The 16,580-nt window shown below is 62.4% G+C and carries 19 protein-coding genes, 1 tRNA gene and 1 pseudogene; 15 read left to right on the top strand and 6 right to left on the bottom strand.

The window, feature by feature from the left end:
* The 8 genes from IPF85_RS22000 to IPF85_RS21965 form a co-directional block, all read left to right on the top strand.
* A partial coding sequence (locus IPF85_RS22000) for a hypothetical protein (protein ID WP_343410193.1) occupies positions 1-1,419 on the top strand: 1,419 nt, incomplete at its 5' end.
* Positions 1,420-1,561: 142 nt separating this feature from the next.
* Entirely contained in the window at positions 1,562-1,747 is a 186-nt protein-coding gene (locus tag IPF85_RS21995; RefSeq protein WP_343410192.1) for a hypothetical protein, read from the top strand.
* Positions 1,748-2,360: 613 nt separating this feature from the next.
* Positions 2,361-2,876 (top strand): CHAT domain-containing protein, encoded by a 516-nt coding sequence (locus tag IPF85_RS21990; protein WP_343410191.1) that lies wholly within the window; start codon positions 2,361-2,363, stop codon positions 2,874-2,876.
* A 1,309-nt stretch (positions 2,877-4,185) separates the two neighbouring features.
* On the top strand, positions 4,186-4,821 hold the full coding sequence (locus IPF85_RS21985; protein WP_343410190.1) for a hypothetical protein: 636 nt from the start codon (positions 4,186-4,188) through the stop codon (positions 4,819-4,821).
* A 154-nt stretch (positions 4,822-4,975) separates the two neighbouring features.
* A complete protein-coding gene (locus tag IPF85_RS21980; RefSeq protein ID WP_343410189.1) occupies positions 4,976-5,215 on the top strand; it encodes a hypothetical protein in 240 nt (79 codons plus the stop codon).
* Between the two features lie 646 nt (positions 5,216-5,861).
* Positions 5,862-6,011: a DUF4143 domain-containing protein gene (locus tag IPF85_RS21975; protein WP_343410188.1), complete on the top strand. Its 150-nt coding sequence runs from the start codon at positions 5,862-5,864 to the stop codon at positions 6,009-6,011.
* Positions 6,012-6,386: 375 nt separating this feature from the next.
* Positions 6,387-7,094, top strand: a complete 708-nt coding sequence (locus IPF85_RS21970; RefSeq protein WP_343410187.1) for a hypothetical protein — start codon at positions 6,387-6,389, stop codon at positions 7,092-7,094.
* On the top strand, positions 7,094-8,224 hold the full coding sequence (locus IPF85_RS21965) for a major facilitator superfamily domain-containing protein 6 (protein WP_343410186.1): 1,131 nt from the start codon (positions 7,094-7,096) through the stop codon (positions 8,222-8,224). Before IPF85_RS21970 ends, IPF85_RS21965 begins: the two co-directional genes overlap by 1 nt.
* An 87-nt stretch (positions 8,225-8,311) precedes the next feature.
* Here the strand turns inward: IPF85_RS21965 and IPF85_RS21960 are convergent, their stop codons facing one another.
* From IPF85_RS21960 to IPF85_RS21945, 4 genes are all read right to left on the bottom strand, one after another.
* Positions 8,312-8,467 (bottom strand): hypothetical protein, encoded by a 156-nt coding sequence (locus IPF85_RS21960; RefSeq protein WP_343410185.1) that lies wholly within the window; start codon positions 8,465-8,467, stop codon positions 8,312-8,314.
* Positions 8,468-8,492: 25 nt separating this feature from the next.
* Entirely contained in the window at positions 8,493-9,653 is a 1,161-nt protein-coding gene (locus IPF85_RS21955) for a M28 family peptidase (RefSeq protein ID WP_343410184.1), read from the bottom strand.
* Between the two features lie 438 nt (positions 9,654-10,091).
* On the bottom strand, positions 10,092-10,520 hold the full coding sequence (locus tag IPF85_RS21950; protein WP_343410183.1) for an AAA family ATPase: 429 nt from the start codon (positions 10,518-10,520) through the stop codon (positions 10,092-10,094).
* A gap of 45 nt (positions 10,521-10,565) precedes the next feature.
* The gene (locus tag IPF85_RS21945; RefSeq protein ID WP_343410182.1) at positions 10,566-11,132 is read right to left on the bottom strand and encodes a Uma2 family endonuclease; all 567 of its coding nucleotides are present in this window, start codon (positions 11,130-11,132) and stop codon (positions 10,566-10,568) included.
* Positions 11,133-11,410: 278 nt separating this feature from the next.
* On the opposite strand from IPF85_RS21945, the gene IPF85_RS21940 reads away from it, so the two are divergent.
* Positions 11,411-12,145: a cytochrome P450 gene (locus tag IPF85_RS21940; protein WP_343410181.1), complete on the top strand. Its 735-nt coding sequence runs from the start codon at positions 11,411-11,413 to the stop codon at positions 12,143-12,145.
* 91 nt (positions 12,146-12,236) lie between these two features.
* Positions 12,237-12,773, top strand: coding sequence for a cytochrome P450 (locus IPF85_RS21935; protein WP_343410180.1), 537 nt, complete (start codon positions 12,237-12,239; stop codon positions 12,771-12,773).
* Positions 12,774-12,779: 6 nt separating this feature from the next.
* Here IPF85_RS21935 and IPF85_RS21930 read toward each other — a convergent pair whose 3' ends face one another.
* Together IPF85_RS21930 and IPF85_RS21925 are read right to left on the bottom strand one after the other, a co-directional pair.
* A complete protein-coding gene (locus tag IPF85_RS21930; protein WP_343410179.1) occupies positions 12,780-13,280 on the bottom strand; it encodes an endonuclease/exonuclease/phosphatase family protein in 501 nt (166 codons plus the stop codon).
* A gap of 78 nt (positions 13,281-13,358) precedes the next feature.
* The gene (locus IPF85_RS21925; protein WP_343410178.1) at positions 13,359-14,723 is read right to left on the bottom strand and encodes a hypothetical protein; all 1,365 of its coding nucleotides are present in this window, start codon (positions 14,721-14,723) and stop codon (positions 13,359-13,361) included.
* A 548-nt stretch (positions 14,724-15,271) separates the two neighbouring features.
* On the opposite strand from IPF85_RS21925, the gene IPF85_RS21920 reads away from it, so the two are divergent.
* From IPF85_RS21920 to IPF85_RS21900, 5 genes and pseudogenes are all read left to right on the top strand, one after another.
* Positions 15,272-15,553, top strand: coding sequence for a hypothetical protein (locus IPF85_RS21920; protein ID WP_343410177.1), 282 nt, complete (start codon positions 15,272-15,274; stop codon positions 15,551-15,553).
* A pseudogene (locus IPF85_RS21915) lies at positions 15,498-15,647 on the top strand (hypothetical protein); the annotation flags it as partial. The gene IPF85_RS21920 and the pseudogene IPF85_RS21915, both read left to right, overlap by 56 nt.
* A 118-nt stretch (positions 15,648-15,765) precedes the next feature.
* The gene (locus tag IPF85_RS21910) at positions 15,766-16,062 is read left to right on the top strand and encodes a hypothetical protein (protein WP_343410197.1); all 297 of its coding nucleotides are present in this window, start codon (positions 15,766-15,768) and stop codon (positions 16,060-16,062) included.
* A complete protein-coding gene (locus IPF85_RS21905; protein WP_343410196.1) occupies positions 15,995-16,408 on the top strand; it encodes a hypothetical protein in 414 nt (137 codons plus the stop codon). Before IPF85_RS21910 ends, IPF85_RS21905 begins: the two co-directional genes overlap by 68 nt.
* Before the next feature lie 57 nt (positions 16,409-16,465).
* Positions 16,466-16,539, top strand: a tRNA-Val gene (locus IPF85_RS21900).
* Positions 16,540-16,580 lie beyond the last annotated feature (41 nt).

Below are 16,580 nucleotides of genomic sequence, written 5' to 3'. Positions count from 1 at the left end.
GGCCTGCCGCTGCTGGTCGAAAGCGCCCAGGCATTAGTAGTTTTTGACCAGCAACAGTTGCGCCCCGAGCCAATCTTCGCCGCGGCCGAAAAAGGCGACGTGGACGCCGCGCTCCGTCTCTTGAACGTATTTGACATTGATCGAGATTGGCGCCAGGCTGCGCAACTTCTGATCGCCTGGCTGGCTGTTTCCAAGAACAAGGAGGCCACTCGCAAGGTGCGCGATCAGATCGTCCGAGAAACGCCTGCGCTCGCGCAAGCACTCGATCCTACTGCCTATGGCCCCGACCCCCTGCGTAAGATGCTGGGGTATCTCGCCGCGGGCTTGGACGATAGCCCTGCGCCGGCGCTGGATTTCCCCCCGACCCCATATGAACATGTGGTTGTAGCGATGGTGGCCGCTGTTGAAAGTGCGGAGGTAGACGCTGAGATGCTCGGACGTCTGCAAAGCGGCCAGATTCAGTATCTGGCCGAAAACGATGGACTGCCCTTGGTCGCTTTTGCCCACAGGAATCCGTCGCATGGAGATCAGTGCTTTGACCGCTATGTGGAAGTACTAGCCGGGTATGGATATCGTGAATACCGTGACAAATCCCTCTGGTGGATGCTTGACGCAGCTCTCTTCCACCCCGATCAACTGTGGATCCAGGACCGTGCCAGGCTGATCGTTTCGAGCGCCCTGGCCGAAAGCAAGGTGAGGTGGCGAGGCTCGCTGCCGTTGACGGCCCTGGCATTACGCGCTTGGATGGGTGAGCAGAAAGCGCTGGATCAGTTCCAGGCGTACATCGCCAAAGTCGCCCAGGATACCGAAGCCATCATCGCTAATGAAACTCTGCAGCAAGATATCTGGGGCAGCCTCAATGAAACTCCGCAGCAAGATATTTGGGGCAGCCTCCGCCGTTGTCTTGCAGCCATCGCTGAGGTGCAGAAGCAACTACTCGACTTAGACTTAGAGACGAAAAAATACCTGGAGCTTTCGGAAGGACTGCGCCGCGGTTTTGCTGGCTTCAAGGTGCCTGCCTATCTGAATCTGGCCGAAGCGATGTGCATCGGTTCTCTCAGCACACCTGGCGACATGGATTCGCAGATTAAGGACGCTCTTCTTTCGGCGGCCCACAACATCCAGGACCCTGTCTTCTGCGCCCGCAGCACAGCACGCGCCGATGCGATGATCGAACAGCAGTGGAAAACAAATAGGCAAGGTGCATCAGTAGCGCAGATTATTGACGGTTTCATCAAGGATCCTTTCGGCCGCGATTTCGCGGCCTTGCACAGGATCGGCGACGGACAGAAATATGCCAGACGCCAACCCAATAACAGGTATCCATTGCCGCCGGAAATGCGGGACGATTCCCGCGTAACATTGTCCGTTCTGGCAAAAGAAGTCTACCGTTGTCCCTCTTTGAGCTGCAATGCCTGAATCCCCAGTATAAACCTGATGATCCTTACCCCACCGATAAACCGTCGTTCATTCACATACCCGATCCAGGGTTCGCCCCTGGCTGGCCGCCCGCTTCGCCGCCGAAGCCCTGGTAGCCTCAGACATATCCGATGCCGAGCGTGTGCAGTTAATCCAAAGGCTGGCGCCCATCGCCGCTCCTGACCCGACTGCGCTGGATACTGTTCTGGCCCGTCTGCTGTTGGCTGCACATCCGTTGTTATTGAACCACCCGGAACACAATGAGCTGATTGCAGCAATTACGAAGGCCGCTGGCGAACTTCAGCAACCGCTTGAACAACACGCTTAGGAGGCGCCGGGATGCCAACCGAAGCCCACAACATCTTCGAAATCACCATCACCGGAACCCAGGCCCCCTACGAAGTGACGGTCACCGGCCCGGGCGCCGCGAACCGATCCGCTCGACCCTGCCGCCGGTTGGTGAGTGGCTCACCGACGACTTGCGCGCCATCCTGGCGGAAATGGCCGAAGACAACTCTTCCGCGCAAGGGCAGAAATTCAACAGGTTGGCAATGCCCTCTATACTGCGCTCTTCAGCCGGGATATCGAACGCGCGTTTTCCAAGGCCCAGGACAGCTTGGGAAGCCAAAGCTTGCGCGTTCGACTGCAGATCGAATCGCCCGAACTAGCTGCGCTGCCCTGGGAAGCGATGCACAATGGCGCAGCCTTCCTGGCTATGGAGAGCGAAACGCCCATCGTGCGCCGCTTCCCACCGGCCGGTAACGACAAAACACCGCCAACCCTGGCGGTCAAGCCGCCGTGCGGATCTGTTCGTAGGCGCCTCACCCCGGTCCGAATCTTGCCAAGATTGATATTCGTAGCGTGGAGCAACAACTGGCGGCGGCGCTCAGGAGTTAGAGCAGAAGCGGCAAGTCCTGCTCTACAGGATGCTCAATCCGGCCTTGGACGAACTGCAAGCGGAGTTGCTCAAGGATTATCACATCCTGGTCTTCTTGGGGCATGGCGCGGCCAAAGACCCAACCAAGGACCAAGAGACCTGCATCTACCTCGACGGGACCAGCCCAGAGGACCTGGAGAACTATCCCTTCATCCGAAATGAGACAGAGCATCGCGGCGCACGCGAAGTCTCGAGCGGCTATGGCGTTGTGGAGGCCCAAGACCTGGCAGCAGCTCTCGATGGGAAAGTGACGCGTCTGGTCTTTCTCGCCGCCTGTAACACAGCCGCGGCAGGCAAAGGTGGGGACCGGCTGCTTGATAGCTTTGCCCAGGGCATGGCCAGCCAAGCGCCGGCCATCGTGGCCATGCAATACTTCATTGGGGCAGACAATGGGGCCAAACTGGCCGAGTTCTTCCTGCGCGCTCTGGCTGAGTTTCGCCGGTTGATCTGGCGATGGTTCAGGCGCGCAACGCTCTCAAACAGGCAGGCCAGAGCACCCGCGATCACTTCTCGCCCGTGATGTATCTGCAAGCGAACGATGGGGCGCTGTTCAGGAAGGCGAAGAATTTGGCGCTGTACGGCCTGGCGGCATTGATTCCGGCGTTGGTCATTCTTGCCATCATCCTGGTACGTGTTTGGACGGATAATCAAGAGCAGAAAGCTTTGAGCACGCTGTCGCACTTACGACTCGCTGCTGGAGGAAATCTTCCCGTCAGATCCCCTGCGCGGGCTTGGGCAGGCGCTCGCAGCCAGGGAAATGGTGCCCGTTAATCAGCGCGGCAGCGAGGATTTCCGAGCTATCGAGAAACGTCTCCGCGATATGGTCACAACAGGTAGGGTAGCCGCGCTGCCAGCGCCACAGAATATCGAGTCCATCAGGTTCGTTCCAGGCAGTCCGCTGCTGTTGATCGGCAGGACAACTGATCCGTCACAAATCCTCGACTTACGGCGGGGTCATTGTTTCATTGACTGCGAGACATGATCAACCTGTCCTGCTCGAACGTCAGACATCAACGCCCTACTTCTTCCTCGAATACTATGGTGACACGCCGAGTGAATTGCGTCGGAAGGAAGATGGCTCGCTCCTCGAGGACTTACCGGAGGATATCCTTTCCGTAGAGGCCAGCCTACTCGCCTCGGTACCGTTCTTCATCGTCCGTTACTTCAACATCACCGAACTTCGCCGTGCAGAGGATGCGTCTCTCATACGCGCCATTGATCCTGTTGAGAAAGCCGTATTCAGCACAAGGCGATTTCTTCCAATCTTTGTCATGCAACCAGAAGGACTCCAGACCAAACCCGGCCCATATCCGCAAGACTGCGGATTACGCTTTCGTCAAGCTGCTATCAGACTCCGTGCGAGATGTCTACTACAGCCCCTTTCCGACAGCCCCCCTTATGATCGTTGATTACTATTATGACCGACCGGCAGAGGTCTGGAGCGCAACTAACGATCCGTTCCTTATGACAACATTGCCCGATGACATCTATCAGGTATTTTTCAGCCCGCAGCCGACAGCCTCGGTATTTGTAGTGAGCTATCTTGAGGAAATCGGAAAGCACGACGATGAAATCCGTAGTCTCACTGATGGGAGTTTTGTTGACTCGCTCCCAGGGGGTATTTCCAAAGTGACATTCAGTCCTGATGCCGAGGCCGGCATTTTTATTCTCGACTATGGCGTTCTGGATAAGCCGAGCGAGATTCGTAACATCAAAGGCGGCCAACGGATGCGATCTCTTCCATACCATGTCTATCATGCCGATGCTGCGCGTCTTGGGGACGAGTCCGTTTTTATCGTGAGCTACCATGAGAGATCGACAACGGACCAATGCTCGGTGAGGTGTTGGGCGTTCGAGACGGCTCGCTCATCGGAACACTCGCATCTCACGGTTTCACGCCGCACTTCGCATCTCATCCGTCGGTCGCCGTTGGGATCATAGATTACTGGGATGACGATCCCGATGAGATCCGGCTCAACACTGACACGGCCGAACGCCTTAAGGGTAACCTTAAGAACGTGTACGTTTCAGAGTGGGGCAGTTATCCCTATTTCGTGCTGACGTATGAAAACTCTGGTGGGGAAGTAGTAAGTGCGATTGACGGAAACACCCTGATCACGCTGCCCGGTAACATTACCGGAGTCGAGTTTGGTGAAGTTGCAGGCGCCTCGTACTTCTTGCTGCGCTATGACAACAAAGTAGAACTTTGGAGCGCAGAACCATCTCCGCTCAAACTGACCGAATTAGGGCCTGGCTTCGCAGAGATTGCCTGGAGTGCTGTGCCAGGGCGTGCCGCTATTCGAACCGATGATGGACGCGCCTACATCATCGCACTTGACTGGCTTGAAGGGGTGGCAAGGAGACTCCACAAAACCTCACGGGAGAAACGCTACTCGAGGGTAGCCTGCAAACCTTTTCGCGATGGGTTATCCGCTGAAACGACACCCGTCTGTCTTAAGCAATAGCAGGAGATTGCTGTGAACAAGCTCAAGCATGCACCCTCACCTCGCCCTTCTCCTCGCCGCGCCGCACCTCGGCGCGAGACCGCCATGCTGGCTGACCAGGTCGCCATGACCGCCCGTATCCTGTCCGTGCAAGGCGAACTGGACCGCCCCCCGGGTGACCGCGTTCCTGCAAGCGGCCGGCCGGCGGGTGGCAGGATGGAAAAATGGCGCCATCTTCGTCCACGTTAGCAGCCACGGCTTCTTTGACGGAGACACACCCGAAACCGCGAAGCCGGGGCTGCTGTTCGGCGACTCGGACGATGTCACCGACGACGACCACCTGTTCTGGGACGACTTCTTCGCGGCGCTGGCACTGCCGGCCGGGGTGGGACTGACGCTCTTGCCCGACCTCTGACACGCAAACCTGCTGGCAGGCCGGGCACCTGCGTACGTCACTGCTCTGGTGATGAAGGCCGCGCGGCGGCGCAGACCTGGCCTGCCGTGCATGCAACCTGCCGCCGGAACACCCGGCCGCGCGGGCATCTCCCCCCACTATGCGACGCTCGCCCTGGCCGAGGCGACGACTGCGGGATTGGCTGACTCGCAGCGAGGCGTTGATGCAAGCCGACGTCCAGGCTGGCAAGGTGCCGCCCTTCTACCGGCCGGAGCTACAAGTGCTGGGCGCTGACAATCAGCCAGCGCCGGGCAGATCTTTCGTGAGGAAGCAGAAATGATCTCAGGAGATGACGAACTTCGCGCGACCAACTTGCCCACCGTGCATATTTGCAGTGCGATCGCAAATTGCACGGTGGGTAGCCTATGACTGAATATTACAGACCCCTGGAGCGGGACGTGCGCAACCTGCGCAATACGGCGACCTGGCCCTGTTTCAGACCTTCCCGGCGGGCACCTGAGCGACTGGCGCGGGATGTGGGCATCGGGTCAACACGGCGGGATTGGCTGGCAGTCCTGGAGGCATCGTTCCGTTTCCTGGTACATGTAACCTGGGCAACGCCTGGTGAAGCGCCGGGTATCAGCTGAGGGGGGCGGGAAACTGGGTCGTGGCTGAGCTTACAAGACAGCCTGCATCGCGGGAAGAGCCGGCGATCTACTTCTGGCGCACGGCTGCGGGCGCTGAAGTGGATGTGATTGTCGAGACGGCGGCGGCGCTGATCCCCGTCGAAATCAAAGCCGCCGTCGGCCCGCAATGACCACGGCATCGCTCGCCGTGACTTCGGCCCGCGCTGCGCACGGCATCATCCGCCCTTGCCGCCGTGCCGTTCGGCGGCCGCGCTGCCTGGCCTGCGGCGCTGGATCGAGACATTAAAGAACACCCTGGAACCTGGCGAGGGTGATCCTGCAATGGGACTCAGGGGGGTGGCGGCACGCTCACCGGGGTCGCAGCACAGGAACGCGCTTGGATCGAGGAATGTCAAGTTGTTGCAGTAACTTGCCATTCGTGGCATACTACTCGCATGGAATTCAAGCACCTGTAGTCTGGCCGACTGTGCCGGCGCCGCTTGTGCGGATGACATCTCCGCACTATTCTGAACACACCAAAATCAGCCATCCACAAGGAGACCACCATGTCAGGCCCACAAACTCGCGGTAGTTGTGTATTCTGCGGTCGGGAATTCGCCAAGGGCGGGCTTTCCCGGCATCTGCCAACATGCCCCAAACGGCAAGAGGCTCAGGCGACAGCCGATGCCACCAAGCGCCAACGGCAGACCCTCTATCATCTCCAGGCGCAGGATGCCTGGGGCGCCGGCTATTTCCTGCATCTGGAGATGCGCGGCAAAGCGACGCTGAAAGACCTGGACGAGTACCTGCGCGCCATCTGGCTGGAGTGCTGCGGGCACTTGAGCTCCTTCAAGATCGCAGGCGCCAGGTACGACAACACGGCCGGTCTCTGGGGCGAGAACGAAGGCCCCTTGATGAACGCGGTGAAGGTGAGCAGCATCTTCCAGCCAGGTCTGGAGCTGTCATACGAGTATGATTTCGGCACGACCTCGGAGCTGACCATCAAGGTCATTGCGGCGCGCGAGGGCAAGCCGCTCAGCGAGCACCCGATCTTCCTGATGGCGCGCAACAAGTTCGAGCCGCCGGCATGTAGCGTTTGCGGCGCGCCCGCGACGTGGTTGTGCTCCGAATGCATGTATCACGAAGATGAGAAATGTGAATTGTGCGACGAGCACGCCCAGGAGCACGAACACGAGGAGATGGTGATGGCGCTGGTGAACTCGCCGCGCACGGGCATGTGCGGGTATGATGGGCCGGCCGAACCGCCGTACTGATGATCCGGCCGAAGGCGGCGTACTTCTTCTACTTTGCGGCGGGCGCGTGCCTGTTGCCATTCCTGGCGCTCTACTATGCCCAGAACGGCATGTCGGCCAGCCAGATCGGGCTGCTCTCTGGTCTGCTCCCGCTGGTGACGCTGGTCAGCGCGCCGCTGTGGGGCGGCCTGGCTGATGCGACGCAGCGACACCGGCCGGTGTTGCTGCTGGCGATGGCGGGCAGCATCGTCGTGGTGGTGGCCCTATCGCAGACGAGCGGGTTGCGCTGGCTCATCCCGTTGGTCATCCTGAATGCCTTCTTCCTGGCGCCGGTCATCCCGCTGGTTGACAACACCGTCTTGACCATGCTGGGCGACCGCAAGAGCCTGTACGGCCGGCAGCGCATCGGCGGCGCGTTCGGGTGGGGCCTGATGGCGCCGGTCGCGGGCTGGTTGATTGACCGCGCCGGCATGTCGGCCGCCTTCGGCGGCTACGCGCTGCTGATGCTCGGCTGCCTGGTCACGGTGGCGGGGCTGCCCATCGAACGCGCCGGCGGCCGCGGCTCTTATTGGCGTGGGGTGGCCGCCCTGCTGCGCAACGGGCCGTGGGTGATCTTCCTCGCCAGCATCCTGATCGGCGGCCTGGCGCTCTCCATCGAGATGAGCTTCCTCTTCCTCTACATGGAGCAGCTCGGCGCCAGCAAGACGCTGATGGGGATCACGCTGGCGGTTTCGACGGTCAGCGAGCTGCCGGTGTGGTTCTTCGCAGACCGGCTGATCGAGCGCCTGGGCACGCGCAAAGTGCTGGCGCTCTCGCTGCTGGCGTGCGCCGTGCAAGGTTTCGGCTACAGCCTGATGACGAACCCGCTGGTCGTGCTGCCGATTCAACTGCTGCATGGCCTGGCGTTCTCCGCCAGTTGGGCCGCGGGTGTGGCGCTGTCGGGCGAAATCGCGCCAAAGGGAATGGGCGCGACCGCGCAGGGAGTGTTCGGCGCGGTGTCGTGGGGCGTACGCGCGATGCTGGGGTCAGTGTTGGGCGGGCTGCTGTTCGAGTACTTCGGCCCCGCGGCCGCCTTCCGCTGGGGCGGCGTCGCGGCGCTGGTGGGGATTGGGTTTTTGTGGGTGGCGAGCCGGCGCACAGAGGCTCGATAGGCTGATTCACGAGGAACGCGCCGGAGGCGGGCAGCCGCAACGATAATCAGGCTGGTTGCCCAGCCATCGAAGCTCGGCGGGGCCGCGTTACGTCGAGACCGCCTCCTGGCTTGTCTCATACTTCTGCCGCACATCCTCCAACCGCCGGGTGCGCCCTGCGATCTTCTGTTGGCGCGCCCGACGGATCGTTGCCAGAAAAGCCGGATGTCTGGCAATCAAGTCGTCTGCCACATCATCTTCCATGCCGATCCTGGTCAAGTGGATAGGTTCAGCTCGCCACGATCTCCCGCACGAGCGCCACTACCTCGGCCAGTTTTTCCACGCTCACTTTGTCCATCGTATCGGTCGGGAAATGAGCCAGGTTGAAGGCGCCCTGGGAGCTGAACGCGAGAGCGGGCACGCCGCGGAAGGAGAAGGTCGAGTGGTTGCTCTGCGGCCACGGCTCCGTCCATTGCAGCGCAGGGTAGCGAGCCACGATCGCTTCCAGACGGGCGGTCAACGCTGGAGAGGTGTTGAATCGGGCAACGGTGTTCGGCCCGTGTACGTAGCCGGCGCCGTCCATGTTGATCGCCAGGGCGACCTCGGCGAAGGAGGCCTCGCCGGCGCGGCGCACGTATTCATCATCGCCGATCGGCATATATTCCTCGCTGTCGAAGGCGATGAACTCCAGGTCGAACGGCAGCACCGCGCCGCAGGGGTTTCCGCCAGCGCCAGCAGCGCGGCGCCGCCAGGCATTGTCGAGCGCCCGGGGTATTGAAGCGTGTCGAAGTGCGCCATCAGCGCCATGCGCTGCGGAGGCGCGCCGGGCGGACGAGCGCCGGGTTTGCGCCACGATGTTGGCGGCGATCGCGGGATATTTGGCGCAGTCCAGGCGCAGATGGAGCGGCGCCGGTTGGGCCAACAGGCGCTCGATGACGGCAACCGGCGTGGTGGCGGCAGGAATCTCCAGCTCCCAGTCGGCGGTGAACTGTTCGTACTGCGGCGTGGGCGGGGGCGGCGCCAGCACCGCGGCCGGTCGTTTGCTTTCCAGCAGGCCGATGATGGCGTGGTCGCGCTCGCCGGCCAGGAACCATGACTTGGGCGCCAGCGGTTCATTCACCAGCTCGCCGTGCAACAGCGCGATCCGGTCCGTCAGGTCGGCCGCGGCCAGCTCAGTCAGCGTGGCTGCAGGAACAACCGTCGCAGTCACGTCGCACGCGGGCGAAAAGGCGTTGGCCTCGACCGGCAGGGCATCGCCTCCGGCGGACAGCCAGGCGCCTGCGCACTGCCAGCCGGTGCAGGCGTAGGTCTGTTCCTCGACGACCAGCCCCAGGGCGCTGAAAACGTCACGCACGTAGGCGGCCGCGGCCTGGTTGGCCGGCGAGCCGACGGGTCGGCAGCCGATCTCGACGCTCAGTTTGTAAAGATGGCGGGTCAATTGGGTATGCATGTCATCCTCAACGCAAATGGTGATTTCATGGTGTCTCTGCTTTCCCACTGTCCGCGGGCCATGCAGACCAGGTTGGGCCGCTGACGCCACTATCGCGCTGGAGTGGGAGGTCCCGCCGGGGTTCGGACGGGGGGGGGGGGGGCCGGGCGCCCGGCCCGCCGGGGGCCCGCCGGGGGGGGCCGGGGGGCCGGGCGGCCGGCGGGCGGGCCGGGGGGCCCCCCCGGCCCCCCCCCGCCCCGCCCCCCCCGGGGGGCGGGGCCCCCCCCCGGGGGCCCCCCCCCCCCCCCCCCCCCCCCCCCCGCCCCCCGCCCCGCGCGCCGCCCCCCCGGCCCCCCCCCCCGCCCCCCCCGGGGGTTGCCCGGCCCCCCCGGGCCCCCCCCCCCCCGCCGCAGCCCCCCCCGGCGGGTTCGGCTCGTTGGGGTACCGAGCCGGTTGTTCCTAGCCTTTGATGGTCAGGTAGCCCGTCTGGTAGAGCAGGGGCAGAACCTGCAGCCGTTCGATGTCATAGCTGCTGAAGGCCAATTCGCCAACGTTCAGATCGTCCAGTTGTCGGATGTCGTAGTGCTGGTTTTGGATCAGTTGGATCAGGAAAGTGGGCGTGCCGCTCTCGAACCAGTAATTGCGGAAATCCTGGCCGTCCAGCAGGAGCAGCAGCGAAAAGGGATTGTACACCGTCTCGCCGCGGCGCGAAAAAGCGAAGCCGTTGTACCAGCTCCGTATCTCGACCAGGAGGGTGGACAGATCGCACCCCTCTCTATCGGCAAAGCTCTGCAGGTAGTCCCCGAAGTTTTGCTCGGTAGAAGCTTGCGCATGATTGCCTCCGTCTATCGAGTGCGTTGGACCGCATTCATTGTCCCGATTGCTCACCTCTCGTGCTGCAACGCTCGCCAGTTCGGCGCCTCGAGGCGCACCTCAGACGCTGAACAAATCTGCCACCTTGACCGCGAATCCGGCCAATACGCCCTCGCCGGTCAGCGTGTCATCCTCATTGAATTCTTCGATCATGGTGGGCGAATGAAAGACCAATACCTTGCGCGCCGACGGTTCGACGACCCAGACCCATGTCACACCGATGGCGAAGTATTCGGCCAACTTCTCGCGCAGGTCCTGCCAGCGGTCATCGGGCGACATGATCTCCACCACCAGGTCGGGCGCCACGGTCAGATAGCCCTTGACCGGCTGCGCCAGGCGGCTCGTCGAGATGAAGGCGATGTCTGCGGCGCGCACGCGATCCGGATTGCGCCGCGTGTAGATGCCAACCTCGCCGCCTGTGACTCGCCCCAGGCGCTGCCGACGCACGAAGGCGCGCAATTCACTTCCCAGGTTGAACTCAATCGTCCCGTGCTCATCGCCGGTTGGGGTCATGGTCACAATCCTCCCATCAATCAGCTCGCTCGGGCCGATGTCGCCCAGCGCCAGCAGTTCTTCTCCGGTAATCGGCTTCGTTCTGCGCTTCGGCAGAGCCGTCATCACAGCCATCGCATCACCTCATAACTCTCTCCTGGGAATTCGATGTGAACATCATTAATATCACCCAAATTATACCACAAGCCCCGTGTGCCTGCAGACTATCGCGCGCGAGCGTCACTACCTGGGAGCGCGGGCGCCTCACGCGCTGCCTGCACCGCAAGGTGAGACGTCCATGACAGGCAGCGCGGCAGTATTTCCTATCCGCCGAATTTGACGCAATGAGTCATGTAAAGCACAATGGCAGGTGAGAGTCTGTTGAACATGTGTACCAACGAGGAAAAAAGACCATGACAAACGCAATGACCTGGCAGAGCGGCCTTTCGCAGGCGCCTGCGCCCCCCTTGGCCGACGGAATCCCGCTGCTCGGCAGCGCCCTCCCCTTGATGAACGACCCGCTCACTTTCCTGGAGCAGCAGTATCTGAAGCACGGCCCGGTGTTCACGGTCAAGGCGCTCAACCGGCGCTTCACGGTCCTGGCCGGCCCTGAGGCCAACCAGTTCCTGACCGCGGCCGGCGATGCGCATCTCAGCGGCCGTTACACCTGGGCCACCTTTGCCGATGAGATCGAATCGAAATACTTCCTGGCCGCCATTGATGGCGAGCCCCATTCGCGCATGCGCAAAATTCTCAAGAAGCCCTACAGCCGCACGGCCATCATGGAGCAGTTGCCCACCGCGGTGACGTTGACGCGCACGCTGCTGGCAGACTGGCAGCCGGGCGCCACCTTCGTGGTCTTCCCCACCATACAGCGCCTGATCGGAGAACAGATCGGCCGTTTGCTGTTGGGCAGCGGGCCGGGCGACTATTTCCCAGACTTCGTCCTTTTCATGCGCACCCTGCTCAACGCCGTGCTGGGCCAATGGCCCAAAATCAGCCTGCGCCTGCCACCCTATCGCCGGGCCAAGGCGCGTGTCATGCAACTGGCCGCCGACATGCTGGCCAGCCATCGGGCACAGCCCAAGTCGGCAGACGATGGCGACTTGATTGATTACCTGCTGGCCGCCTCGGCCGACAACCCCTGACATGCTCTCCGAGCCGGAACTGCTGATCGGCGCGCTGGGGCCTTACCTGGCCGGCATTGACACGGCCGCGGGCAGACCTCATTCTTGATCTATGCGCTGCTCAAACAGCCCGAAACGCTGGCCCGCCTGGCAAACCGAAATTGACGCGGTTTTTGCCGCAGGCCCGCTGACCGCCGACCGGCTGCGCAAGATGCCCATCCTGCACGCCACCGCGCAGGAGACGCTGCGCCTCTACCCGGTGGCGCCGATGGTGCCGCGCACCGTCATCGAGCCGTTCACCTTCGCCGGCTGCCAACTGCAAGCGATGGAACCGGTCATGGCCGCGACCGGTGTGGCCCATTTCGACCCGCGCATCTACAGGGACCCCCATCGCTTCGACATTGATCGCTGCCTGCCCCCGCGCCAGGAGACGCGCCAGCCCGGCGCCTTTGCGCCCTACGGCTTTGGCGCGCACACCTGCGCCGGCGCCGGTTTTGCCGAGGTGCTCATCATGCTCACCGCGGCCACGCTGTTCCACGAATTGGAATTCGCGCTGGCCGACCCGGCGTACCAACTGCGCCGCACCTACAGCCCCTCGCCCGCGCCCGACAAGCACTGCCGAGTGCGCGTGGTGCGGAGGAGGGGGTAGGGATTATTACCAGCCGATAGTGGCGGTGACGGCCGGGTGGTCGGAGGCTGGGCTGGGGATGAAGCGGGCTTGGCGCACGTCGGTTCCGGCTGAGACGAAGATGTGGTCAATTTTGCGCTGTGGCTGCTGACCCTGGTCGTCCCGCCAGGCGGGCCAGCGCAGGGTCCAACTGTCCGCCAACTGCTGCGTGGTCAGGCGATACTGCTCGCTGTCGGGCCGGAAGTTGAAATCGCCCAGCGCGATGACGTTCGTGCGTCCTGCCATCAGTTCGAGCAGTTGCTGCTGCTGAATGAGCGGCCCACCATTGCCCAGGTGATTGACGAAGACCTCGAAGGTGCGGTCGCCCACGGTGATTTGCGCGGCAATGACCGCCACCTGCTCTCCCTCGCTGAACAGGTAATAGGTGCGTGGATTTTCGATGGGAAAGCGGGAGAGCAGGGCAATGCCGAAGGTGCCGGCCACGGTCTTGGGGCCGTAGTAGGCGTACATGCCGAGCTTGATTGGCAAAATAGCGCACCAGGTCGCCGTTGCCGCCGGCAATGCGCGTTGTCGGACTCCTGCAGGCCGATGATGTCCGCGCTGACCTCAGCCAGCAGCCGTAACTGCCCGGCCGGGTCGCGCTGCCCCTCCGCTGTAGCCCTGTTGAATGTTGTAGGTCAGGATGGTGAGTTGGCGGGCCTGACCGGCGGGCGGCGCTGGCTTGGCCGTGATCAGTTGGGCGCCCACAAGCGCCAGAACGCCCACCAGCGTCAGCGCGGCGGCTAAGACAGGCGTCGAAGTCCACGCGATCTGAGAGCGGGCCGTCTGCAGCAGGGCCAGCACGAGTACCACGCCGGCCGCCAGGTGAACCGCCCAGAACTGATTGCGGAACAGCGGGCCGATCACCGGGATGTAGTCGTAGACGGTGGTGAAGACGTGGGCGAAGATCATGACCAACAGGAAGAAGGCGGCCAGGCCAAAGCTGCGGCCCAGGCTGGGAAGCGAAGGCTGGCGTTGAGCGATGGTCTGCAGCAGCAGCACGGCATCGAGCAGCAGAATGGGCCAGAGCAGCAGCGTCAGAACCAGGGGGATGTGGAAGCTCCAGGGGGTTGACGGCTCGAGCAGGGGAAAGGCGGATGGGTCGGCCGTGAAGGCCGGCTGCTGCAGCCGGGCGGTCAGCGCCAGGGCCAGCAGGAGGACGAGGTTCAAGACGAGAATGACCGGGCGGGAGAGGGTCGGCAGTCCCAGGGGCCGCGCCATGAGCCAGCCAAAGCTCACCAACGCCAGGAAATAGAGAAACAGGATGAGCCGCTGATCCATGCGCCGGTCCAGCGCCAGGACATGGGGCGCGGAGAAGACGACATAGAGCAGGAAAATCACGGCCATGAGGCCCAGGACAGGGCCGGTAGCGCCACGGCCGGCCGCGGGCGGAGCGGCCGGCGTCTCGTGATCTTCCCGATCGGGCCAGCCACGAATCAGGAGAACCAGGGCCAGCAGGGCCAGTCCCCAGCCGATGCCCTGGAACATGCCGCCGGTTGAAATGTCCGGGCCGGAGCCGAAGGTGCGCAGGGCCGCGGAGAGGGCAAGGGCCACGGTCAGCCCCGCGCCCAGGTCGGTTGCGCTGGCAGCGCGCTTGCGCCAGAGATAGGCCGAAAAGAGCAGCAGTGAGCAGGCCACACCCAGGCCGGCGACGAACATCCGGCCCCGCGTATCCAGGAAGGGCTCCAGCACACGGCTCAGCAGAACCAGGGTTGCCAGGATGAACAGCAGATGGCGCGCGGCCGCGGCGCCAGAGCAGCAACAGGAGTGGGGGAGAAGAAGAGCAGCACCGCCACGATCTCCGGCGGGATGTTGGTACCCAGCAGGCCGAACGTAGATGGCCTCCACGAAGTCAGCCAGGAGCTGGAAGAAAAAGAGGAAGAATACCGCATAGACGGTTGTGCGTTGTAAAGTGGGCGAAAGTCGCATCATGATCTCCTGTCTGGAATCCGGATGGCGCCGGTCGTAACGCAAGCCTCCGGTTTGCATCGTTGGCGCACCGAAGCAAGCTGTGTGACCGACGGCGTCGTCACGCCGGAGGCGTGACCTACGGTTGGAGCGAGTCGGCCCGTGAATTCATTCATGGGCTGTCTGTCCAGGATGATAGCCTGCTTGCAGCGGTTGTCAAATAGCGCAGGTTGTGCTAAGCCTGTTTTCGACACCCCAATGGGTAGTAGGTCATCAGGCACTTGCCACAAGCCGTCGCGTAGAACGTTTGAGCGAAAACAGGACTGTTCCTACAGGTTGTGTGCGATTTGCCAATGACCACAAGCTGTTGTATAAAAACATCTGTTCTATGTCGAAAACAGGCTAAGTTTCGGTTGCTTTATTATTTGTGCGGCCAATTTGTGCGGCCAATGAGGAGGTTCTCTTGTCTGTGATTTCACACCGTCCCTATGTGATCGGCATTGCCGGCGGCACGGCCTCTGGCAAGACGACGATGACGAACACCATCGTGCGCACGGTTGGCCCCAGCCGCGGTGATCATTGCCTACGACTCCTACTACAAGGATTTGAGCCATGTCCCGCTGGCCGAACGCCTGCTGACGACCAATTTCGATCATCCTGATTCCCTGGATACGCCCCTCCTGGCCGAGCATTTGCATCAACTGCGCCGCGGTGAGGCGGTGGAGACGCCCACGTATGACTTTGTCACCTGCACGCGGCTGGCAGCCACGCGCCTGGTGGAGCCGTGCGATGTGATCATTGTGGACGGCATCCTGGCTGGCCCTGGCCTCGGAGGAGCTGAGCGGTCTGTATGATCTGAAGATTTTCGTAGACCTGAGCGCGGACGAGCGCCTGCTGCGACGCATCGAGCGCGATGTGCGCGAGCGCCAGCGCACCATCGAATCGGTGATCGCGCAGTACCGGCAAACGGTGCGACCGATGCACGATCAGTTCGTGGAGCCGAGCAAGCGCTTTCGCCGATTTCATTGTCTCCGGCGAGACAACGCAGAGCCATGCGCTGGAAACCGTGGCCGGCCATGTGCGCGCCCGCATCTTGAGCGCCCGCCTGGACGCGCTGCAGCAGATTGGCGCCGCGCTGCTGGCCGCGGATCCCACCACGGTGAAGAACGACATCGTGCGCCTGGCCGCGCAGGAACTGCTGGCCGACACGGTGACGCTGCATCAGTACGACGCCGGTCGCGGCGAGTTCCTGGACCCGACTGCGTTTTCTGCTTCGTGGCCGCCTGGCGGGGGAGATGGCCCTGCCGCGACGTCAGGGCCTCAGCGCCTATGTCATTGCGCATGGCACGGTGGTGGTGCCTGATGCCACCAACGACCTGCCGCCTGACCTGGTGCAGACTGCGCATTTTCGGGCCAGCGGCACGCAGGCCTTCGTCGGTATGCGTTTGCAGCAAGGGGAGACGCCGGTCGGTGTTCTTTTTTTAAATTTCGCAGCCCGCGTGCCTTCGGGCCGGACGATGTCGCCATTGCCGGCATCCTGGCAACCTATGCCGCGGCCGCCATTGCGCGCGGCCGTCAGTCCGCGCCAGGCGGCTGACGAACAGCCAGTAAATCCAAATGGTCCCGGAATCGAGGCTTCAGCCGGTCTGCCACAACCGGCTAAAGCCTCCATTCCAGATGTCTTCAGCGACCACATTTGGAATTTCTGATGAACAGCCGGACGTTTTGACAGGCGTCGCGTCTTCGGGTAAAATTTTGTTGTTCGTGGGCGACTAGCTCAGTTGGTTAGAGCGCTTCCCTTACAAGGAAGATGTCACAGGTTCGAGTCCTGTGTCGCCCACCTCAACGCGATGCCCTACTGACTGGCCGTCGGTGTTCTTC

Origin of the sequence: Candidatus Amarolinea dominans (genome assembly GCF_016704685.1) — a bacterium.
Classification (GTDB): Bacteria; Chloroflexota; Anaerolineae; order SSC4; family Amarolineaceae; genus Amarolinea; species Amarolinea dominans.
This window is presented reverse-complemented; position numbering and strand designations above follow the sequence as displayed.